18 protein-coding genes and 5 tRNA genes are annotated in these 21,225 nt (G+C 71.0%); 14 read left to right on the forward strand and 9 right to left on the reverse strand.

Translation table 11 applies throughout. The annotated features are described in order from the left end of the window. The first annotated feature begins 127 nt into the window (after positions 1 to 127). Entirely contained in the window at positions 128 to 1,945 is a 1,818-nt protein-coding gene (locus ACFVFQ_RS17805; protein WP_383416387.1) for a dihydroxyacetone kinase family protein, read from the forward strand. A 96-nt stretch (positions 1,946 to 2,041) separates the two neighbouring features. Here the strand turns inward: ACFVFQ_RS17805 and ACFVFQ_RS17810 are convergent, their stop codons facing one another. The 8 genes from ACFVFQ_RS17810 to ACFVFQ_RS17845 form a co-directional block, all read right to left on the reverse strand. Next, positions 2,042 to 2,620, reverse strand: coding sequence for an ATP/GTP-binding protein (locus ACFVFQ_RS17810; protein WP_073447656.1), 579 nt, complete (start codon positions 2,618 to 2,620; stop codon positions 2,042 to 2,044). Next, a complete protein-coding gene (locus tag ACFVFQ_RS17815; protein WP_383416391.1) occupies positions 2,601 to 3,206 on the reverse strand; it encodes a DUF742 domain-containing protein in 606 nt (201 codons plus the stop codon). Before ACFVFQ_RS17815 ends, ACFVFQ_RS17810 begins: the two co-directional genes overlap by 20 nt. 84 nt (positions 3,207 to 3,290) lie before the next feature. Continuing rightward, positions 3,291 to 3,704, reverse strand: a complete 414-nt coding sequence (locus ACFVFQ_RS17820) for a roadblock/LC7 domain-containing protein (protein WP_018542541.1) — start codon at positions 3,702 to 3,704, stop codon at positions 3,291 to 3,293. A gap of 10 nt (positions 3,705 to 3,714) precedes the next feature. Beyond that, positions 3,715 to 6,855, reverse strand: a complete 3,141-nt coding sequence (locus ACFVFQ_RS17825; RefSeq protein WP_383416394.1) for a nitrate- and nitrite sensing domain-containing protein — start codon at positions 6,853 to 6,855, stop codon at positions 3,715 to 3,717. A 411-nt stretch (positions 6,856 to 7,266) separates the two neighbouring features. After that, on the reverse strand, positions 7,267 to 7,845 hold the full coding sequence (locus tag ACFVFQ_RS17830) for an ATP/GTP-binding protein (protein ID WP_383416397.1): 579 nt from the start codon (positions 7,843 to 7,845) through the stop codon (positions 7,267 to 7,269). Beyond that, the gene (locus tag ACFVFQ_RS17835) at positions 7,826 to 8,236 is read right to left on the reverse strand and encodes a DUF742 domain-containing protein (protein ID WP_016576235.1); all 411 of its coding nucleotides are present in this window, start codon (positions 8,234 to 8,236) and stop codon (positions 7,826 to 7,828) included. The genes ACFVFQ_RS17830 and ACFVFQ_RS17835 overlap by 20 nt, the downstream gene beginning before the upstream one ends. Before the next feature lie 113 nt (positions 8,237 to 8,349). Beyond that, positions 8,350 to 8,763: a roadblock/LC7 domain-containing protein gene (locus ACFVFQ_RS17840; RefSeq protein ID WP_383416833.1), complete on the reverse strand. Its 414-nt coding sequence runs from the start codon at positions 8,761 to 8,763 to the stop codon at positions 8,350 to 8,352. A gap of 9 nt (positions 8,764 to 8,772) precedes the next feature. Further along, complete coding sequence (locus ACFVFQ_RS17845; RefSeq protein WP_383416400.1) at positions 8,773 to 12,306, reverse strand: nitrate- and nitrite sensing domain-containing protein; 3,534 nt, start codon at positions 12,304 to 12,306, stop codon at positions 8,773 to 8,775. Between the two features lie 604 nt (positions 12,307 to 12,910). Here ACFVFQ_RS17845 and ACFVFQ_RS17850 point away from each other — a divergent pair. The 9 genes from ACFVFQ_RS17850 to ACFVFQ_RS17890 all read left to right on the forward strand — a co-directional run bounded on the left by ACFVFQ_RS17850 (position 12,911) and on the right by ACFVFQ_RS17890 (position 16,869). Then, positions 12,911 to 13,096, forward strand: a complete 186-nt coding sequence (locus tag ACFVFQ_RS17850) for a hypothetical protein (protein ID WP_383416403.1) — start codon at positions 12,911 to 12,913, stop codon at positions 13,094 to 13,096. An 81-nt stretch (positions 13,097 to 13,177) separates the two neighbouring features. Then, positions 13,178 to 13,951, forward strand: a complete 774-nt coding sequence (locus ACFVFQ_RS17855) for a fumarylacetoacetate hydrolase family protein (protein ID WP_383416406.1) — start codon at positions 13,178 to 13,180, stop codon at positions 13,949 to 13,951. Then, positions 13,944 to 15,434: a glutamate--tRNA ligase gene (gltX, locus tag ACFVFQ_RS17860; protein ID WP_383416409.1), complete on the forward strand. Its 1,491-nt coding sequence runs from the start codon at positions 13,944 to 13,946 to the stop codon at positions 15,432 to 15,434. Before ACFVFQ_RS17855 ends, gltX begins: the two co-directional genes overlap by 8 nt. 118 nt (positions 15,435 to 15,552) lie before the next feature. Beyond that, positions 15,553 to 16,278, forward strand: coding sequence for an HAD family hydrolase (locus ACFVFQ_RS17865; protein ID WP_383416412.1), 726 nt, complete (start codon positions 15,553 to 15,555; stop codon positions 16,276 to 16,278). A 92-nt stretch (positions 16,279 to 16,370) separates the two neighbouring features. Next, positions 16,371 to 16,442 (forward strand) — tRNA-Gln (locus ACFVFQ_RS17870). 21 nt (positions 16,443 to 16,463) lie between these two features. Further along, a tRNA-Glu gene (locus tag ACFVFQ_RS17875) sits at positions 16,464 to 16,536 on the forward strand. A gap of 62 nt (positions 16,537 to 16,598) precedes the next feature. Beyond that, a tRNA-Glu gene (locus ACFVFQ_RS17880) sits at positions 16,599 to 16,671 on the forward strand. A 16-nt stretch (positions 16,672 to 16,687) separates the two neighbouring features. Beyond that, a tRNA-Gln gene (locus tag ACFVFQ_RS17885) sits at positions 16,688 to 16,759 on the forward strand. Positions 16,760 to 16,796: 37 nt separating this feature from the next. Further along, positions 16,797 to 16,869 (forward strand) — tRNA-Glu (locus ACFVFQ_RS17890). A 216-nt stretch (positions 16,870 to 17,085) separates the two neighbouring features. On the opposite strand, the gene ndgR is transcribed toward ACFVFQ_RS17890, so the two are convergent. Then, positions 17,086 to 17,805 (reverse strand): IclR family transcriptional regulator NdgR, encoded by a 720-nt coding sequence (gene ndgR, locus ACFVFQ_RS17895; RefSeq protein WP_018541140.1) that lies wholly within the window; start codon positions 17,803 to 17,805, stop codon positions 17,086 to 17,088. 174 nt (positions 17,806 to 17,979) lie between these two features. On the opposite strand from ndgR, the gene leuC reads away from it, so the two are divergent. The 4 genes from leuC (at position 17,980) to ACFVFQ_RS17915 (ending at position 21,173) form a co-directional block, all read left to right on the forward strand. Continuing rightward, the gene (gene leuC / locus ACFVFQ_RS17900) at positions 17,980 to 19,410 is read left to right on the forward strand and encodes a 3-isopropylmalate dehydratase large subunit (RefSeq protein WP_383416415.1); all 1,431 of its coding nucleotides are present in this window, start codon (positions 17,980 to 17,982) and stop codon (positions 19,408 to 19,410) included. A 5-nt stretch (positions 19,411 to 19,415) separates the two neighbouring features. Then, positions 19,416 to 20,009 carry a 3-isopropylmalate dehydratase small subunit gene (gene leuD / locus ACFVFQ_RS17905; protein ID WP_383416418.1) on the forward strand — a complete coding sequence of 198 codons (594 nt, stop codon included), beginning with the start codon at positions 19,416 to 19,418 and terminating at the stop codon, positions 20,007 to 20,009. A 136-nt stretch (positions 20,010 to 20,145) separates the two neighbouring features. After that, positions 20,146 to 20,391 (forward strand): hypothetical protein, encoded by a 246-nt coding sequence (locus tag ACFVFQ_RS17910; RefSeq protein WP_274913057.1) that lies wholly within the window; start codon positions 20,146 to 20,148, stop codon positions 20,389 to 20,391. Positions 20,392 to 20,516: 125 nt separating this feature from the next. Next, positions 20,517 to 21,173, forward strand: coding sequence for an HU family DNA-binding protein (locus ACFVFQ_RS17915; RefSeq protein ID WP_383416421.1), 657 nt, complete (start codon positions 20,517 to 20,519; stop codon positions 21,171 to 21,173). The last annotated feature ends 52 nt before the right edge of the window (positions 21,174 to 21,225 follow it).

The raw sequence follows: 21,225 nt of genomic DNA on the forward strand, positions 1-21,225 counted from the left end.
AGGTGTGATGCAGGGTTTTCTTGGCGGCAATTCTCACAGGATTGCGCGGTGTTTCGGCCGCCAAGGGTGACGTATCTGTGATCTGGGTGTTAAATCCAACAGGGACAGAAACAAAGGAGTGTGCCTGATGACGACCGAACCCGCCGGCCTCGGACACCACCTGGAGACCTTCCGCGAGGACTGGCTGGAGGGGCTGGCCGACGCCTATGCGCGCACGGTCCGCCGGGTCCCGGGCGCCTTCGGCATCGTCGGCCGCCACGCGCCGCGCCCCGGCAAGGTCGCGGTCGTCATCGGCGGCGGCTCCGGCCACTACCCGGCCTTCGCGGGGCTGGTGGGGCCCGGGCTCGCGGACGCCGCGGCGGTCGGCGACGTCTTCGCCAGCCCCAGCGCCGAGCAGGTCTACCGCACCGTCCGGGCCGCGGACGGCGGCGCCGGCGTGCTGCTCAGCTACGGCAACTACGCGGGCGACGTGATGCACTTCGGGCTGGCCGCGCGGCGGCTCGCGGCCGAGGGCGTGCCGACCCGGACGGTGCTGGTCACCGACGACGTGGCCAGCGGGCCGCCGCCGGTGGAGGGCCAGCCGATCGACCCGTCCCGGGACCGGCGCGGGGTGGCCGGCGACCTCTTCGTCTTCAAGGTCGCCGGCGCGGCCGCCGAGCGCGGCGACGACCTGGACTCCGTCGCCCACCTCGCGGCCCGCGCCAACGACCACACCCGCACCTTCGCCGCCGCGTTCGCCGGCTGCACCCTCCCGGGCGCGGCCGAGCCGCTGTTCACCGTCAACGGCGGCACCACCGAGCTGGGCATGGGCATCCACGGCGAACCGGGGCTGCGCACCACCCGACAGCTCACGGCTGCGGAGCTGGCCGACGAGCTGGTCGGAAACCTGCTGCCGGAGCTGCCCGTTGGGGACGGCCGGGTCGCGGTGCTCCTCAACGGGCTGGGGCGCACCAAGTGCGAGGAGATGTTCGTGGTGTACCGGCAGGTCAACCGGCGGCTGCGGGCGGCCGGTCTGCGCCCGTTCCGGCCGGAGGTGGGGGAGTTCGTGACCTCCTTCGACATGGCCGGGGTCTCGCTGTCGCTGATGTCCCTCGACGACGAACTGGCCGCCCTCTACGACGCGCCCTGCGACACCCCGGCGTTCCGCAGCCTGCCCGGGGCGTACGGGCCCGAGGACGACCAACGGGCCGACGGGGCGGGGGAGTCGGGGGACCTGGAGGAGCCGGGGGCGAGCGCGGGCACGGTGGTGGGCGGGCCCGTAGGGGCGGGGGGCGCGGCGCCCCTAGGGGACGGCACAACCCCCGGTGGGGGTCTGCCCGTGGCGGCGGCGTTGCATGCCGCGCTGGAGCTCGTCGCGGCCAACGAGGAGGAGTTGGGGCGGCTGGACGCGGTGGCCGGCGACGGGGACCACGGGATCGGCATCGTCCGCGGGCTGCGGGCCGCCGCCGCGGCCGCCGCCACGGCCGAGCCGGGGCCGGCCGACGACCCGCGGTCGGCCGGGACCGCGCTGCTCGCCGCCGGGCTGGCGCTGGCCGACGCCTCCGGGGGTGCCTCCGGGGCGCTGTACGGCGCCCTGTTGGCCGAGACCGGCGCCGTTCTGCTCCGGGCCCCCGAGGACGCCCGCGGCGCCGCGCTGCTCGCGGACGCGGTGGACGCCGCTCAGCGGGCCGTCGGCGAACTCGGCGGCGCCGCCGTGGGGGAGAAGACCATGCTGGACGCCCTGGACCCGTTCCGGCGCGAGCTGCGGGCCCGCGCCGCGGAGGGCCTGCCCAAGGCGTGGCAGGCCGCCGCGGAGGCCGCCACCCGGGCCGCCGCGGACACCGCCCACCTCACCCCGGCCCGCGGCCGCGCGGCCCGCATGGGGGCGCTCGGCTACGGCCACCCGGACGCCGGCGCGGTCTCGCTCGCGCTGCTGCTCACCGCCGTCGGCAGCACCCTGCGCTGACCGGCCGGCGACACGACGAGGCCCCCGCACCTGGCAGGTGTGCGGGGGCCTTCGTCAACTCGGCGCGTGGGCCGGCCAGATGCCGGCACCGGGCCGTCAGCGCAGCCGGGCCATCAGCGCGTGCTCCACGAGCGTGATCAGCGCGCTCTTGGCCTCGCTCCGGTGCCGCGCGTCGGTGGTGATGATCGGCGCGTCCGGGCCGATCTGCAGCGCCTCACGGACCTCGTCGGGCGTGTAGGGCTGGTGCCCGTCGAAGCCGTTGAGGGCGATGACGAAGGGCAGGCCGCTGTTCTCGAAGTAGTCGACGGCCGGGAAGCAGTCGGCGAGGCGGCGGGTGTCGACCAGGACGACCGCGCCGATGGCGCCGCGGACCAGGTCGTCCCACATGAACCAGAAGCGGTCCTGACCGGGCGTACCGAAGAGGTACAGGATCAGGTCCTGGTCCAGGGTGATGCGGCCGAAGTCCATCGCCACGGTCGTGGTCGTCTTGTCCGGTGCGTGCGTGAGGTCGTCGATGCCCGCCGAAGCGGAGGTCATCACGGCTTCGGTGCGCAGCGGGTTGATCTCTGAGACGGCCCCGACGAACGTGGTCTTGCCCACGCCGAAGCCGCCCGCCACCACGATCTTCGCCGAGGTGGTGGAGCGGGCTGCACCGCTAGAGCTTGCGAAGTCCACTGAGCACCCTTTCGAGCAGTGTCACATCTGGCTGTCCGCCGGCGGTCTCGTCCCCGCCGGGCTGATGGATGGCGACGAGTCCGGCCTCCGCCAGGTCGGCGACGAGGATCCGGGCGACGCCGAGGGGGATGGAGAGGAGGGCCGAGATCTCGGCAACCGATTTGATTTCGCGGCAGAGGTGGCAGATGCGCTGGTGCTCCGGCAACTGGCCCTGCAGCTTCGCGGGATCCGCGGTCGTGCTGACCAGCGCCTCGATCGCGAGCTGGTAGCGCGGCCGGGTCCGGCCCCCGGTCATCGCGTACGGGCGCACGAGCGGATTGCTCGCTCCGCCCGTGGGGGCGGGCTCGGGCGCCGGCCGCGGCGGCTGCACCGGCTGGATGCGCGGCGGCTGCGGCTGGTCGTACGGCGAGGGCTCGGTCGGCGGGGGCCCGTAAGGCTGGGGGCGGTACGGGCCCTGCTGCTGAGCGGGGCGCTGCGGCCTGCGGCTGGGCGCAGACGGGAAGTTGAAGCGGTTGTGATGGGTCTCGCCCTGGGGGCCGGACTGCTGTCCGGATCCATACGGGTAACCGCTAGGGGGCGTTGCCACGTTTCCTCCTCCAACTTGCCTATCTGACGCCGGTCGCGCCACCGAACCCTATGGTGCGGTGGCGGGAAACGCACTGCCTGTCTGCTAGTTGAGAAGGCTGCCCTGCAGTTCTGCCCGCAGGTCGGGCGTCAGGACGGTGCCCGCGCGGTCGACCAACAGGGCCATCTCGTAACCGACGAGGCCGATGTCGCACTCGGGGTGCGCCAGCACGGCCAGCGACGATCCGTCGGAGACGGACATGATGAAGAGGAAGCCGCGCTCCATCTCCACCACGGTCTGGTTGACGCTCCCGCCCTCGAAGATGCGGGACGCGCCGGAGGTCAGCGACGTCAACCCGGAGGCCACCGCCGCCAGTTGATCGGCGCGGTCGCGGGGGAAGCCCTCGGACATCGCGAGGAGGAGACCGTCCGCGGAGACCACGACCGTGTGGGACACCCCGGGGGTGTTCTCCACGAAGTTGGTGATCAACCAGTTCAGATTCTGCGCCGCCTGGCTCATCGGGCTCACACTAACGCTCCTGATCGTAGGTGCTGCCGGGGCCGAAGCCCTGTTGGTCATTCTGGGGGACCCCCGGGGAGGGGTCCGTGCCGGTGCCGGCGCTGCGCCCCTGCTGGACACCGCGGCGCAGATTGCTCAGCCTGCCGCGGACGTCCTCCGGAGCGCGGGAGACCTGGGGGCCGCCCTGCGTGGTCTGCTCCGCGGTGCCCTCGACCAAGTTGGCCTTGGGCACCCGCCGGGGAAGACCGGAAGCGGTGACCCCGCCCGCCGACGGCTGGCGCAGTCGCCCCGCCCGCTGCCAGCGATCGTCGTTCTCGCTGCGCCAAGCGGAGCCGTCGTCCTGGCCGCTCTCCGGTGCCGCCTGCTGCTGATCCTGCGGTGAGTCGGCTCCGCGCAGCGGAAGACCGGCGTCGGTCAGCGACTGGACCGTGCTCGCGGAGGGGCCGGGACGCTCGAATGTTACGCGCTCAGAGGCATCCGCGGGAGCGGCAGTTGGATTCCGGTCAGATTCCGCTTCCGTTCCGAAGTACCCCTGGTGCGCGGCGGGTTCGGCCCACTCGTTCACCTGGCCGGTTTCCTGCGGGGCCCAGCCGTCGACCCGGCCGGCCTCCTGCGGGGCCCAGCCGTCCACGTGACCGGGGTCCTGCGGGGCGTACGGGTACTGGCCGGTGGTCTCCGTCGGGTTCGGGGCGGCGAACGCCTCACCACCGTAGGAGCGGTCGTCGTAGAGCGGCTGGCCGGGCTCCGCATACGGTGCGGCGTGCTGCCGGAAGCCGTCGGTCGCCTCGTCGCGGAACAGCGGTCGGGTGTCGGCCTGTTGGGGCCCGGACTGCCCGGCGGCGGCCTGCGCCTCCAGGGCCGCGCGGCGCTCCTCGCGCAGCAGCGAGCGACCCACCGGGTCCAACTCCGCCGCGGGCCCCTGGAGGCCGTCGTCGAAGCCGAGCTCCGCCGCGGTACGGGCGTCGTCCTGGTAGGCGGTCTGCTGGTGCTCGGGGACGATCCGGGAGACGGTGAAGGTGTCGTCGAACTGCTCGTCGCCGCCACCGCCGTGGGTGATCGCCTCCGGCAGCATGACCAGCGACGTGGTGCCGGCCTGCTCGCCCGAGGGGCGCAACTGGACCCGGATGCCGTGCCGGTCGGCCAGCCGGCCGACCACGAACAGGCCCATCCGCTGGGAGACCGCGGCGTCCACGCTCGGCGGGTTGGCCAGCTTGTGGTTGATGTCCGCGAAGTCCTCGGGGGTCAGCCCGATGCCCTTGTCGTGGATCTCGATCATGACCCGGCCGTCGGGCAGCCGGGTCGCGGCCACCCGCACCTTGGTCTGCGGGGAGGAGAACGTGGTGGCGTTCTCCAGGAGTTCGGAGAGCAGGTGCACCAGGTCGGTCACCGCGGTGCCGTGGATCTCGCTCTCGGGGACGCCGCTGAGCTCGATCCGCTCGTAGGACTCGACCTCGGAGGTGGCCGCGCGCAACACGTCGATCAGCGGCACCGGTTGGTTCCAGCGGCGGCCGGGCTCCTCGCCCGCGAGGATCAGGAGGTTCTCGCCGTTGCGGCGCATGCGGGTGGCGAGGTGGTCGAGCCGGAAGAGGTTCTCCAGCTGGTCCGGGTCGGCCTCGTTGTTCTCCAGGCCGGTGATCAGCTCCAGTTGACGCTCGATCAGACCCTGGTTGCGGCGCGAGAGGTTGGTGAAGATCGCGTTGACGTTGCCGCGCAGCAGCGCCTGCTCGGCGGCGAGCCGGACCGCCTCGCGGTGCACCTGGTCGAAGGCGCGGGCGACCTCGCCGATCTCGTCGGTGGTGGCGATCGGGATCGGCGTCACGCGGGTGTCGACCCGGCCCGGCTCGGTGCGCGAGAGCTGGTCGACCAGCAGCGGCAGCCGCTGCTCGGCGATGCCGAACGCCGCGTTGCGCAGCGCCTGCATGTTGCGGCTCATCCGGCGGGCCATCAGCCCGGCCACGATGAATGCGGCGGCCAGCGCGGCCAGCACGATGCCGGAGTCGACGAAGATGGACCACTTGGCGTCCGAGGAGATCTGCGCCGCCTCGTTCACCGCCTTGTCCGCCAGGTCCTTCTCGATGGACCGGTACATGTCGAACTTGCCGGTGGCGGCGCGGAAGTACGCGTCCGGGGTGACGCCCTTGGTGGCCAGCGCGTCCGGCGCGGCGCCCGAGGCGATCAGGGTGGACATCTGGTCCATGGACGGCGGGGTGCGGAACTGCTGACCGGCCGCCTCCGCCTGCGACTTGGCCCGGTCCATCTGGGCCTGCGCCGCCCGCTGGAGACCGGCGGCGTCGTCCTTCAGCCGCTGCACGTCCTCGGGCGTCCCGCCGGAGGTGTACTCGCCGATGGCGATGCCCTCCAGGTAGCGGTACGAGGCGAACGCGGTCAGCTGCGCCTTGTGCTCCTTGCCGCCCTGCGGGGACGCCGGGGCGACCAGGAGGTGGGTGCCGATGGAACGCTCCAACGACTCGGCGGCCTTCGCCAGCGAGACGGCGTAGACGGTGCGCCCGTAGGAGGTGATGTTGCCGGTGCCCAGGCCGAGTTCGTTGGCGAACTCCATCAGCGGGTGCTGGATCTCGACGTAGCCCTCTTCGGTCTGCACGCCGGTGAGCTTGCTGGTGAAGGCGGCCTGGCGGAGCTGCGCCAGCTTCGGCTCGGTCTTCTGGAAGAGCGCCATCCGGCGCTTCAGGCCCGGCTTGTCCGGGATGTCCTTGGCGGCCTCGTGGAACGCCTTGCCGGCGGCGTCGGTGGCGTCCCGCGCCTCCTGGACGGCCGGGTCGTCCTTGTGGCCCTTGAGCAGCGGGGTGGCGGTGCGGTCCCGCTCGTCGATGAGGGCGTTGCTGTAGGAAAGCGCGGCGCGAACGAGCTTGGCGGTGTTCTCGGCGTCCCGGGCGTCCTGCCAGGTGCCGAAAGAGTTGTTGACCCGCAGCCCGCCGAAGACCAGGCCGACGAGGACGGGGATCAGCAAGATGGCGTTGAGCCGGGTGGCCACCCGCCAGTTGCGCGGGGCGTACTTGCTGCCGCTGACCTGCGGCTTTTCCGCGGGAGGCGCGGTTGCTTCGGCGGCCGGTGCAGTACCACCGCGGGGCGGCGGCGTGAAGTTACCCCGCCGCGGTTCCTGCGGCTCGGGGCTCGTCGTGCTTCGCCTCACTCGACCAACAACCTCTCGGCGACGGCACGGTCGCGCAGTGCCGTTTCTTCTGGGCGTTACTACTCCGGAGTTCAGCGAATTTCAGCACGTCAGGGCGGTGCGTTCCAAACACTGAGCGGAGCCCCAGCAACCCTTGAAGACCGCAAGATAAAAGGGGCGTTAAGGGCGAGGCGCGGCAAAAGGCGGGAGAAATGTGAGCGCAGCGAAGCCGGTCATGCGCATGGGGTGTCGAAAGCGCGCCGATTCACTGTCGAAACGTTATGAAGCCCTTTACGGGCGTGTCGAAGGACACAGATCACTGCGGCGGTGTATGGGAACCGAACCCGGGCAGCCCGCAACCCCGATGACACCCACGCGGGAACAACTGCCGTACGGCCCGCGCCGTATGACGCGCGGGCCGTACGGCCGGGGCTAGCGCAGCCGGGCCATCAGCGCGTGTTCGACGAGCGTGATCAGCGCGCTCTTGGCCTCCGCGCGGTGGCGGGCGTCGGTGGTGATGATCGGGGTCCCGGGGCCGATCTGGAGCGCCTCGCGCACCTCGTCAGGACCGTGCGGCTGGTGCCCTTCAAAGCCGTTGAGGGCGATGACGAAGGGCAGGCCGCTGTTCTCGAAGTAGTCGACGGCCGGGAAGCAGTCGGCGAGGCGGCGGGTGTCGACCAGGACGACCGCGCCGATGGCGCCGCGGACCAGGTCGTCCCACATGAACCAGAAGCGGTCCTGACCGGGCGTACCGAAGAGGTACAGGATCAGGTCCTCGTCCAGCGTGATGCGGCCGAAGTCCATCGCCACGGTCGTGGTCGTCTTGTCCTGGACGTGGCTGAGGTCGTCGATGCCGGCCGACGCCGAGGTCATCACGGCTTCGGTGCGCAGCGGGTTGATCTCTGAGACGGCCCCGACGAACGTGGTCTTGCCCACGCCGAAGCCGCCCGCCACCACGATCTTCGCCGAGGTGGTGGAGCGGGCTGCACCGCTAGAGCTTGCGAAGTCCACTGAGCACCCTCTCCAACAGCGTCACGTCCGGCGTGCCGCCCGCCTCGCCGCTGCCGCCCGGCTGGTGGATCGCCACCATCCCGGCCTCCGCCAGGTCCGCCACCAGAATCCGGGCCACGCCGAGCGGGATGTGCAGCAGCGCGGAGACCTCCGCCACCGACTTCACCTCGCGGCACAGGTGGCAGATCCGCTGGTGCTCGGGCAGCAGACCGGGGAGTTGGGACGGGTCGGCCGTGGTGCTGACCAGCGCCTCGATGGCGAGCTGGTAGCGCGGCCGGGTCCGGCCTCCGGTCATGGCGTACGGGCGCACCAACGGCTGGTCACCTTCGCTCCCGTACGGCGCTGAGCTGTAGGCACCGTACGGGCCGGAAGTGGCGGGTGGCGGGGTCATGGGTCCTCCGGACGGGACAACAAGTCGGTCGTCGGGTTGGGCCGGTGGGGGGTGCGGCTCGGATGGATGAGGGGTCACCGGGTGCGGTGCGGCGCTGCGGACGCCGCGGGCACTCAGTTCAGCAGGCTGCCCTGCAGTTCTGCCCGCAGGTCGGGCGTCAGGACGGTGCCCGCGCGGTCGACCAACAGGGCCATCTCGTAACCGACGAGGCCGATGTCGCACTCGGGGTGCGCCAGTACGGCCAGCGACGATCCGTCGGAGATCGACATGATGAAGAGGAAGCCGCGCTCCATCTCCACCACGGTCTGGTTGACGGTCCCGCCCTCGAAGATGCGGGACGCGCCGGAGGTCAGCGACGTCAACCCGGAGGCCACCGCCGCCAGTTGATCGGCACGGTCACGGGGGAAACCCTCGGACATCGCGAGGAGCAGTCCGTCCGCGGAGACCACCACCGTGTGGGACACCCCGGGGGTGTTCTCCACGAAGTTGGTGATCAACCAGTTCAGATTCTGCGCCGCCTGGCTCATCGGACTCAACTAACGCTCCTGCTGGTGAGTGGGATCGACAGTGCCGTGGGTGCCGGTGGACGACGTCCCGGCCTGCCGGCCCTGTTGGATGCCCCGACGGAGATTGGTCAGCCGGCCGCGCACGTCACTGGGTGCGCGGGAGACCTGCGGACCGCCCTGCGGGGGCTGCTGCTGCGCGGTGCCGGCGACCAGGTTGGCGCGCGGCACCCGACGGGGCAGCCCGGACGTGGTGACCCCGCCCGAGGCCGGCTGGCGGACCTGCTCGGCCTGCCGCCACACCTCGTCGTTCGGCGAGGTCCGCCACTGCGCGTTCGCGTCGGCCGGGGCGCCCGGGCGGGCACCGTCGGCCGGCGTGCCGCCGTCCGGCGTGCCGCCGTCCTCGGGGGCGCCGCGGCGCGGCAGCGGCGGCACACCTGCGGCCGCCGCGGCCGGGGTGTTGAACCAGTTGGACTCGATGGTGTCGAAGATCGGGGTGCGGATGTCGCCGGCGCCGTCGCCGGGGTCGCCGTCGAGCGGGTCGCGCAACGGGTCGCCGCCGAGCGGGCCTTCGGCCGCCGGGGACCGACCGGCTTGAGGCCGCGGCGCCCGACCGGTCGGCTCGGCCGGCTCGCTCTCGGGGTGCGGGAACTGCCCGGTGGTCTCCACCCGGCCGGCGTCGAACGGACCGGCGTCGAACTGCCCGGTGTCGGCGTCGGGGCGCGGGTGCTGCCCGGTGTCCTGCTCGGGCCGCGCGAACTGGCCGGTGTGCGCGTCGGGTTGCGGGAACTGCCCGGTGTCGCCGGGCCCGCCGGCCGCGCGGGTCGGCTCGGGGCCAGCGGCGGCCGGGGCGTCGTTCGGCTGCGCGCCCTGTGCCCCGCCCGGCCGCGGTCCGCCGAAGTCGGGCCGGGGGAACGCGGCGGTGTCGCCGGGGCCGGCGGCCGGTGCGGACCGCTGGAAGGGGTCGGTGGTCTCCGGCTCCTCGTGGCCGCGCGGGTGGTCCTGGGCCTCGCGGGGCGCCAGCGGCCAGTCGTCGTTGGCGCCGCGGTCCCGGCGCACGCCCAGTGGCGCGTCGTCCGGCCGCGCGGGGTCGGCGGGGGCCGATCCGGCGCCGCCGCCCGGGAGTTCGGCCGCCGGGCCCGACTGCCGGGTCGGCAGCTGCGGGCGCTCCTCGCGCGGGGGCAGGCCGGCGGGCGGGGCCACGGTCGGGGTGCGGGCCTCCTCGGCGCCGCGGCCCGCGTCCGCGCCGCGCACCGGCAGCGCGGGCCGGGAGCCGTCGCCGGCCGGGCGGGCCTCGCCGCCGGCCGCCGGGGCGGACGGCGCGGTGCTGCGCCCGCCGGGCGCCGGCGCACCGAAGGCGTTGGGGGCACCACCGGGGCCACCGCGGCCGGGCAGCGGGGGCCGCCCACCGGGACCGGAGCCGACTTGGCCGCGCGGCTGGAGCCCGGCGAGCCGGCTGGTGGGCGTTCCACCGCCCTCCGAGGGGCTCTTGGCGGTGCTCGGCGCCGGCTTCTTGCCGCCCTGGGCGACGTCGACCGGCAGCATGACCAGGGCGGTGGTGCCGCCGGAGTCGGAGGGCCGCAGCTGGATGCGGATGCCGTGCCGCAGCGACAGCCGGCCGACCACGAACAGACCCATCCGCCGGGAGACCGAGACGTCCACGGTCGGCGGGCTGGCCAGCCGCTCGTTGATCGCCGACAGGTCCTCGGGGGAGAGGCCGATGCCGGTGTCGTGGATCTCGACCAGGACGCGGCCGTCGGGCAGCGCGTGACCGGTCACCTTGACCTTGGTCTGCGGCGAGGAGAACGAGGTGGCGTTCTCCAGCAGCTCGGCGAGGAGGTGCACCAGGTCGTTGACGACCCGGCCGGCGACCTCGGTCTGCGGGACCGCGTTCAGCTCGATCCGCTCGTACTGCTCCACCTCGGACGCGGCGGCGCGGAGCACGTCGACCAGCGGGACCGGGCGGGTCCACCGGCGGCCCGGCTCCTCACCGGCGAGGACCAGGAGGTTCTCGCCGTTTCGGCGCATACGGGTCGCGAGGTGGTCCAGCTTGAAGAGCGAGGAGAGCTGGTCCGGGTCGGCCTCACGGGACTCCAGTTCGGAGATCAGCGAGAGCTGACGCTGAATCAGACCCTGGGAGCGGCGCGAGAGGTTGGTGAACATCGCGTTGACGTTGCCCCGCAGCAGCGCCTGCTCGGACGCCAGCCGGACCGCCTCGCGGTGCACCTCGTCGAAGGCCGCGGCCACCCGGCCGATCTCGTCCCGGCTGTGCACACCGACCGACTCGACGGAGGTGTCGACGTCCTGCGGGTCCGACTCCGAGAGCTGCTTGACCAGTTCGGGCAGCCGGTCCTGGGAGACCCGCTGCGCGGTGTCCTGAAGGCGGCGCAGCGAGCGGACCATGGAGCGGGCCACGACGAACGCGCCGACCAGCGAGACGCCGAGGACCAGCAGGATCACCGCACCGTTGAGGATGGCGTCCTGGGTCGCGGTGTTGCGCAGCTCGCGTGCCTTCTGGTCCATCTCGGACAGCAGGGTGTCCTCGATGCGCGACATCTCGTCGATCTTGACGGTGTCGGAGTCGTACCAGTCCAGGTACTTGTAGTCCTGGCTGCGGATGCCGCCGCCGGTGGCGAAGACGCGGTGCGCGAACGCGGAGGCGGCCTTGATCTCGTCATTGTGGCCGTCCAGGCCGCTGGTGAGCGAGCCGGCGTTGCCGCTGTAGATCTGCGAGAAGCGGTCCCGGGCGGCCTTCTCGTCGTCCTCGGCGGTGCGGCCGGCCTGCCGGTCGTTGGCGGACAGCTGCGGGCCGCCGGAGTGCGCCAGGCCGGCACTGACCAGGGCGCGCTGGATCGACGCGTACTCCTTGGCCGACGAGAACGCGGCCAGGGCACGGGTGGAGCGGATCATCTCCGGGTTGCTGGTGGCCTGCGCCATGTCCTGCGAGAGGTCCAGCAGGGACGTGATCAGCTGGTTGTAGGCGTTGACGGTCCGCGCGACGTTGTTGTCGTCCTTGTAGGCGTTGGCGCGGATCTCGTTGAGGGTGTTGAGCTGGCGGCCGATCTCCAGGATGGTCGCCCGGACACCGGCCATCGTGGCGTCGTCGCCCTTGATGTCGTCGGTGGCCTGGTTGAAGGAGACCTTGGCGCGGTTGGTGGCCTCGCGCGGGGCGACCACGTTGGCGTCGTCCTTGACGTTGCCGCTGCCGGCCAGCGGACCGGCCGACTTGTCCCGCTCCGCCTGCAGCGCGTCGGCCAACTCGGTGGCCTGCCGCGTCATCTGCGTCAGCAGCTGCATCTTGGAGAGCTGGTCCATGTTTTCCAGCTCGGTGTTGACGCGCAGGGCACCCAGAGTCGTCGCGGCGACGACGGGAAGGGCCAGCAGGGAAACCAGGCGGGTGCTGATGCGCCAGTTGCGCAGCGCTATTCGACTGCCGGGCCCGCTGGGGCCGTTCTTGGGCTTGCCGCCGTCCGCGGCGTCCTCGCCCGGCGTCTGACTGCGGTCTGTCTCACCGCGCAGCTCCGGGTCCGCCGCAGCGTTGCCATCCCTCTTGAAACGTCCCTGCACTAGCGTCGCAACCTCTGGACCAGGCGTCCCACCGCGAGACGGCAGGACGGTGTCGAGTCGGAGGGGACCGCGAAGCCCCCAAGGCGGTCGTGATGACCGGTGTGCCGTCCCCTCTGGCCGAGAGGGCGGCGCCACCGCGCGGCGCTTCTTCGCGCCCTGCGCGCCGGCGGAAATGTGCGGCGGTCCGTGGAATTCCAGCACAGTGCAGGATCTCCAACAAGGGCGGAGTGGGTCGCTGTGACATGGGTGACGCAATGTATGGAATGCGTTACGACCGGTAGAAGACGCCACCGTCGAATTCGGACTTATGTCCGCGAGTCGGCCACCCTCGCCCCCTGTCCCAGGTGCGGTGATCAGGAGCGGAACGTGCGGTTCAATCCGCCAATGTCCGTTTCGACCATGGATGTTGATCATGGGAAATGCGGCATATGTCACACCCTCCGTGAGGAAACTCACAGGAAGATCGCCGAGTTTCCCGCGGATCCGCAGGGAATAGCGCGCTTAGCCTGACGCTTTACACAGTTGCGCAAAACGACAACGCGCAGAAATGCAACGTTCGCAACTCTTGCCAGCAATCTCCCGACCCGACGCGAGGCATACCGCAGTGAAGACGACGATGATGTTCCGCAACATAGCCAACCCGCGGCGCACCACCCTGGCCCACCTCAAGGACGCCGACGAGCTCGACGCCCCGGAGACGCAGGAGCACACCGTCGAACTGCCCCGCCAGACCGCCAACCCCCGCCGCACCGTCCTCAACGACCTCCCGAAGCAGGACGTCCCGGCCTAAATGGGCGGCGGCCCGCCCAGGTCCCCGCGATAGCCTGGAGTGTCAACTCCGGCCAGTGATCATGAGGGGCAGCGGCAACCCGTGCGCATCGCCAGATTCTCCATCGACGGCACCGTCGGTTTCGGGGTCCTCGAAGGGGACGAACTCGACGTCATCAAAGGACATCCGTTCGCGGAATTCGAGCGCTCGGGCCAGAAGGTCCCCCTCGACAAGGTCCGCCTGTTGCCCCCGGTCCTCCCCAACAAGGTCGTCGGCGTGGGGCGCAACTACGCCGAGCACGCCGCCGAACTGGGCAACGAGGTCCCCGAGACCCCGGTCACCTTCTTCAAGCCGTCGACCTCGGTGATCGGCCCCGGCGACCCGCTCGCCTACCCCTCCTTCTCCCAGGAGGTGCACCACGAGGCCGAACTCGCCGTCGTCATCGGCCGGATGTGCCGCGAGGTGCCCCGCGAGCGGGTGGCCGACGTCATCCTCGGCTACACCTGCGCCAACGACGTCACCGCGCGCGACGTCCAGCGCACCGAGAAGCAGTGGGCCCGGGCCAAGGGCTTCGACGGCTCCTGCCCGCTCGGTCCCTGGATCGAGACGGACCTGGACCCGGCGGCGGTCGCCGCGGGCCTGACCATCCAGTGCACCGTCAACGGCGAACAGCGCCAACTCGGCCGCACCAGCGACATGGTCCGCCCGATCGAGGACCTGATCGTGCACATCACCGAGGCGATGACGCTGCTCCCCGGCGACGTCGTCCTCACGGGCACCCCGGCCGGGGTCGGCCCGCTCAACGTCGGCGACACGGTCGCCGTCACCATCGAAGGCATCGGCACTCTCACCAACAAGGTGATCAAGCGTGGCTAACGCGACCCCCGGAACCCCCGTCCGCGTACGTTTCTGTCCCTCCCCAACCGGCAACCCCCACGTCGGCCTGGTCCGCACCGCCCTGTTCAACTGGGCCTACGCGCGCCACACCGGCGGCCAGCTGGTCTTCCGGATCGAGGACACCGACGCGGCCCGCGACTCCGAGGAGTCCTACAACCAGCTGCTGGACTCGTTCCACTGGCTCGGCTTCGACTGGGACGAGGGCCCCGAGGTCGGCGGCCCCCACGAGCCCTACCGTCAGTCGCAGCGGATGGACCTCTACAAGGACGTCGCGCTGAAGCTGCTCGCCGCCGGCCACGCCTACCCGTGCTACTGCACCACCGAGGAGCTCGACGCCCGCCGCGACGCCGCCCGCAAGGCCGGCAAGCCCTCCGGCTACGACGGCACTTGCCGCGAGCTGACCGCCGAGCAGAAGGCCGCCTACGAGGCCGAGGGTCGCACCTCGATCATCCGCTTCCGGATGCCCGACGAGCCGATCACCTTCACCGACCTGGTCCGCGGCGAGCTGACCTTCACCCCGGAGAACGTCCCGGACTACGGCATCGTCCGCGCCAACGGCGCACCGCTGTACACCCTGGTCAACCCGGTCGACGACGCCCTGATGGGGATCACCCACGTCCTGCGCGGCGAGGACCTGCTCTCCTCCACCCCCCGTCAGATCGCCCTCTACCGGGCCCTGATCGAGCTCGACATCGCCTCCGCCGTCCCGGAGTTCGGCCACCTGCCCTACGTCATGGGCGAGGGCAACAAGAAGCTCTCCAAGCGCGACCCGCAGGCCAACCTCAACCTCTACCGCGAGCGCGGCTTCCTCCCCGAGGGCCTGCTCAACTACCTCTCCCTGCTGGGCTGGTCGTTCTCCGCGGACCAGGACGTCTTCACCATCCCCGAGATGATCGAGAAGTTCGACATCGCGGACGTCAACGCCAACCCGGCCCGCTTCGACCTCAAGAAGGCCGAGGCGATCAACGCCGAGCACATCCGCCGGCTGGAGTTGAAGGACTTCATCGCGGCCTGCGAGCCCTGGCTGACCGCCCCGTTCGCCAACTGGGAGCCCGAGGACTTCGACCGGGCCGCGTGGGAGGCCATCGCCCCGCACGCCCAGACCCGCCTCACCGTCCTCTCGGACATCACCGCCAACGTCGACTTCCTCTTCCGCAAGGAGCCGGTCGAGGACGAGGCGTCCTGGACGAAGGCCATGAAGGGCGACCCGGTGGCCCTGCTCACCACCGCCCGCGCCAACTTGGCCGCCGCCGACTGGACGTCCGGCCCCGAGCCGCTCAAGGAGGCCGTCCTCGCCGCCGGCGAGCAGCACGGCCTCAAGCTGGGCAAGGCCCAGGCCCCGGTCCGGGTCGCCGTCACCGGCCGCACCGTCGGCCTGCCGCTCTTCGAGTCCCTGGAGATCCTCGGCAAGGAGCGCACGCTCGCCCGCGTCGACGCGGCCCTGGCCAAGCTGGCCGGCTGACTGGCCACACCCCACGGGGCCCACGGGCCTGGAAGCCACCGCGCTTCCGGGCCCGTTCGCGTCCCCCCGCCGCAGTTCCCCCTTGCCCGCCCCGCCCACCGGACGCAAGATTCCCACCATGCCCCTGCGTGCCGTCCTCTGGGACCTCGACGACACCCTCTTCGACTACACCGGTTCCGACCGCGCCGGCGTCCTGAGACACCTGCGCACCGAGGGGCTGCTGGCCGCGTACGGCGGCGAGGAGACCGCCCTGGCCCGCTGGCGCGCGGTCATGGAGGCCGAGTTCGCCCGCTTCCTCGCCGGCGAACTGGGCTTCCAGGAACACCGCAGGGCCCGCGCCCGCACGTTCCTGGGCACCCCGCTCAGCGACGCGGAGGCCGACGCCTGGTTCGGCCGCTACGTCACCCAGTACGAGGCCGCCTGGCGGCTGTTCCCGGACTCCGTGCCGGCCCTGGAGGCGCTGGCCCCCCTGGTCCGCCAGGCGATGCTCTCCAACTCCTCGACCGCCAGCCAGGAGCGCAAGCTGACGACCCTGGGCATCCGGGAGCACTTCGAGGCGGTCCTGTGCGCCGACGCCCTGGGCCACGCCAAGCCCGCCCCGGAGGCGTTCGCCGCGGCCTGCGCCGCCCTCGCACTGCCCCCGACCGACGTGCTCTACGTCGGCGACCGCCTCGACCTCGACGGTCTGGGCGCCCGGGACGCCGGTCTGGTGCCCGTATGGCTGGACCGCGCGGACACCAACGAGCCGCCGCCACCGGGCGTGCACCGCATCCGCGGGCTGGCCGAGCTCCCCGAGCTGGTGCGCGGGCTTATCGGTTTTGGAGCACCCCCCACGATCAGGTAATGTTCTTCCTGCGCCGCCCGAGAGGGCCGAAAGGCCCGGACCGGAAAGCGCAGATCAAGGAGAAGCCCCCGGCTCCGGGGGTTGCGCTTTGATGGCCTATGGTGTAATTGGCAGCACGACTGATTCTGGTTCAGTTAGTCTTGGTTCGAGTCCAGGTAGGCCAGCTCGCAGAGCTCATCTGCAAGGCCCCCGTTGTGTAGCGGCCTAGCACGCCGCCCTCTCAAGGCGGTAGCGCCGGTTCGAATCCGGTCGGGGGTACAGATCCTTCTCGGGGAGGCAGTCCGGGTCGCACCCACTGTCACTCACGCAGGATCGCTAGGGCCCCCGTTGTGTAGCGGCCTAGCACGCCGCCCTCTCAAGGCGGTAGCGCCGGTTCGAATCCGGTCGGGGGTACTGGTCTACACCACCATGGCCTATGGTGTAATTGGCAGCACGACTGATTCTGGTTCAGTTAGTCTTGGTTCGAGTCCAGGTAGGCCAGCTCGCAGAAGCTTTGAATGAAACACAGCATCTGCAAGGCCCCCGTTGTGTAGCGGCCTAGCACGCCGCCCTCTCAAGGCGGTAGCGCCGGTTCGAATCCGGTCGGGGGTACGTCACAGGGAAAGGCCCTTCGCTTTCAAGCGGAGGGCCTTTTCTGCGTCTTGGGGGCGGCGTTGGTCAACTGCCCTGCGATGCGGGGGAGTTGGCAGTCGGCTTCGGTTTTTGGCGCAACTGTCCGTGCGGCGTGGGGAATTGGGGCGGCGTTCGGCGCGGGCCCGGGGCACGCCGGCCGGCCGTCGCGGGGGAGCGGGGCCGGCCGGTGAGGGCTCAACCGCCGTTGCGGCGCAGGCCCTCGGAGAGGCGGGCGGCGGCGTCGATGACCGCCTGGGCGTGCATCCGGCCCGGGTGGCGGGTCAGCCGCTCGATCGGGCCGGAGACCGAGACGGCGGCCACCACGCGGTTCGAGGGGCCGCGGACGGGCGCCGAGACCGAGGCCACGCCCGGCTCCCGCTCGCCGATCGACTGGGCCCAGCCGCGGCGCCGTACGCCGGAGAGCGCGGTGGCGGTGAAGCGGGCGCCCTGGAGGCCGCGGTGCAGCCGCTCCGGCTCCTCCCAGGCCATCAGGATCTGGGCCGACGAACCGGCCTTCATGGTCAGCGTGGAGCCCACCGGTACGGTGTCCCGCAGTCCGGACAGCCGCTCCGCCGCGGCCACGCAGATCCGCATGTCGCCCTGCCGGCGGTAGAGCTGGGCGCTCTCGCCCGTCACGTCCCGTAGATGCGTGAGCACCGGGCCGGCGGTGGCCAGGAGGCGGTCCTCGCCGGCCGCCGCGGCCAGTTCGGAGAGCCGCGGGCCGAGGATGAACCGGCCCTGCATGTCCCTCGCCACCATCCGGTGGTGTTCCAGTGCCACGGCCAGCCGGTGGGCCGTGGGTCGTGCGAGCCCGGTCGCCGCGACCAGCCCGGCGAGGGTGGCCGGACCGGACTCCAGAGCGCTCAAAACCAGAGCCGCCTTGTCGAGAACGCCGACGCCGCTAGAGTTGTCCATGCAACGATACTCGCGTCTCACAGTGTGAAACGCAAGTTCAATTTTCCAGCGAAGTCGTCACTCTGTAGCTGCGGCCCCCGACCAGGGCCCGGCGTCAGGCCCGCCAGGGGAGATTCGCGGGTCACCGCGCACACACGAGCAAGGCCGGCACTGCGGCCGGCCGGAGGGAAAGCGATGGGACGGACACTTGCGGAGAAGGTCTGGGACGACCACGTCGTCCGGCGCGCGGAAGGCGAGCCCGACCTCCTCTTCATCGATCTGCACCTGCTGCACGAGGTCACCAGCCCGCAGGCGTTCGACGGTCTCCGCAAGGCCGGTCGCACGGTCCGGCGCACGGACCTGACCCTCGCCACCGAGGACCACAACACCCCCACGCTCGACATCGACAAGCCGATCGCGGACCCGGTCTCCCGCACGCAGTTGGAGACCCTGCGCAAGAACTGCGCGGAGTTCGGCGTCCGGCTGCACCCGCTGGGCGACGTCGAGCAGGGCGTTGTCCACGTCGTGGGACCGCAGTTGGGACTGACCCAGCCCGGCACCACCGTGGTCTGCGGTGACAGCCACACCTCCACCCACGGCGCGTTCGGCGCGCTGGCGTTCGGCATCGGCACCAGTCAGGTCGAGCACGTCCTGGCGACCCAGACGCTGCCGATGGCCCCGTTCAAGACCATGGCCATCACCGTCGACGGCGAACTGCCCGACGGCGTCACCGCCAAGGACCTGATCCTGGCGATCATCGCCGAAATCGGCACCGGCGGCGGCCAGGGCTACGTCATCGAATACCGCGGCTCGGCCATCGAGAAGCTGTCGATGGAAGCCCGGATGACCATCTGCAACATGTCGATCGAGGCGGGTGCCCGGGCCGGCATGATTGCCCCCGACCGGACCACCTTTGACTACCTCCAGGGCCGCGACCACGCCCCGCAGGGCGCGGACTGGGACGCCGCGGTGGCGTACTGGCGGACGCTGCGCACCGACGACGACGCGGTCTTCGACGCCGAGGTCGTCATCGACGCCGCATCGCTGGCCCCGTTCGTCACCTGGGGCACCAACCCCGGCCAGGGCGCGCCGCTTTCGGCACGCGTCCCCGACCCGGCTTCGTACGAGGACCCCTCGGAGCGGTTCGCCGCCGAAAAGGCCCTGGAATACATGGGGTTGACGGCGGGTCAGCCGCTGCGCGAGATCTCCGTCGACACCGTCTTCGTAGGTTCGTGCACCAACGGCCGTATCGAGGACCTGCGCTCGGCCGCCGCGATCCTCAAGGAGCGCAAAGTCGCCGACGGCGTACGGATGCTGGTGGTCCCCGGCTCGGTCCGGGTCGCCCTCCAGGCCGTCGAGGAGGGCCTGGACAAGGTGTTCACGGCCGCCGGCGCCGAATGGCGGCACGCCGGTTGCTCGATGTGTCTGGGCATGAATCCGGACCAGTTGGCGCCCGGTGAGCGCTCCGCGTCCACCTCCAACCGCAACTTCGAGGGCCGGCAGGGCAAGGGCGGTCGCACGCACCTCGTTTCGCCCCAGGTCGCCGCCGCAACGGCGGTTCTCGGCCACCTGGCCTCGCCGGCCGACCTGTCCGACGCCACCGCCGCCACGCCCGCGGGAGTTTGAACACCATGGAAGCTTTCACCACCCACACCGGCCGGGCCGTTCCGCTGCGCCGCAGCAACGTCGACACCGACCAGATCATCCCGGCCCACTGGCTGAAGAAGGTCACCCGGGACGGCTTCGAGGACGGCCTGTTCGAAGCGTGGCGCAAGGACCCGGAGTTCGTCCTCAACCAGGAGGCGTACAAGGGCGCGACGGTCCTGGTGGCCGGCCCCGACTTCGGCACCGGCTCCTCCCGCGAACACGCGGTCTGGGCACTGCAGAACTACGGTTTCAGGGCCGTCATCTCGTCCCGCTTCGCGGACATCTTCCGGGGCAACTCCCTGAAGAATGGCCTGCTGACGGTGGTCCTGCCGCAGGAGACCGTGGACCGGCTGCAGCAGTTGGTGGAGTCCAACCCCACCGCCGAAGTCACGGTCGACCTGGTCGCACGCGAGGTCCGCGCCGAGGGTGTCACCGCCGGCTTCACCCTGGATGAGAACGCCCGTTGGCGACTCCTGGAGGGTCTGGACGACATCAGCCTCACCCTTCGGGAGGAGTCTTCGATCGCGGCTTACGAGGCCAACAGGCCCGTGTTCAAACCGCGTACCATCAAGGTCTGACCTCGGGTTTTATGGCTCAAAGGCTTATTGCGTACGATGCGCCCCCTGTGCAGTTGGCGGGGGGCGCATCGCCGTGTCGAGGCCGGTGTTGAGGCCCCGTGAAGCGACAACTCGCCGCAGATGGCACAATTAGCGCATGGAACGCGACGACCAACTCAAGCTCTACGGTTCCGTCGCCGACCGACTCAAGGACGCACACGCAAGAGTGCGGACACTGCAAGTCCCGGAGGGCGTACGGATGGCGCTGACCCGGAAGCTGCTCGTCATCACGGCCGCGGCTAAACACGATCTTGCGGACGCGGCAAGGCGTCTGGAGTGGTTCATGCACGACCTTGACGAAGGTCGTTATCCCGAAGATGTGCATGCCGACGGAAGTCCGTGAAGGTCGAGTCCGTTGCGGCACAAGGGTGATTAGCCCGTTTCGTGTTTGATTTGCGGTATATATCTGCCTAACGTGCGAAAAGGCTTGGAAACTTTCGTTCCAGCAATGTCTCCGAAGGGGAAGACGTGAACAAGGCGCAGCTCGTAGAAGCCATTGCCGACAAGGTCGGCGGCCGCCAGAACGCCGCGGACGCGGTGGACGCCGTACTGGACGCAATCGTCCGGGCAGTTGTCTCCGGCGACCGCGTTTCGGTCACCGGATTCGGCTCGTTCGAGAAGGTCGACCGCCCGGCCCGTTACGCCCGCAACCCGCAGACCGGGGAGCGCGTGCGGGTCAAGAAGACCTCGGTGCCCCGCTTCCGTGCGGGCCAGGGCTTCAAGGACCTGGTGAGCGGCTCGAAGAAGCTCCCCAAGGGTGGTGAAGTGGCCGTCAAGAAGGCGCCCAAGGGCAGCCTGACCGGCGCCAAGCCCACCGTGAAGAAGGCCGCGGCGAAGAAGGCCGCCGCCAAGAAGGCCGCGGCCAAGAAGGCCGCGCCGGCGAAGAAGGCGGCGGCGAAGAAGGCCACGGCGAAGAAGACGACCGCCAAGAAGGCCACCGCCAAGAAGGCCGCGCCGGCGAAGAAGACGACGGCGAAGAAGGCCACGGCGAAGAAGACCACCGCCAAGAAGGCCACGGCGAAGAAGACCGCGCCCGCCAAGAAGGCCACGGCGAAGAAGGCTCCGGCCAAGAAGACCACGGCGCGCAAGACCACCGCCAAGAAGACCACTGCTCGCAAGCGGTAATTGAAGCGGCGGCAACGCAACGCCAGGCGCCGGGCCGGTCTCCCTTCGGGGA

The organism is Streptomyces sp. NPDC057743, assembly GCF_042798755.1.
Taxonomy (GTDB): Bacteria; Actinomycetota; Actinomycetes; order Streptomycetales; family Streptomycetaceae; genus Streptomyces.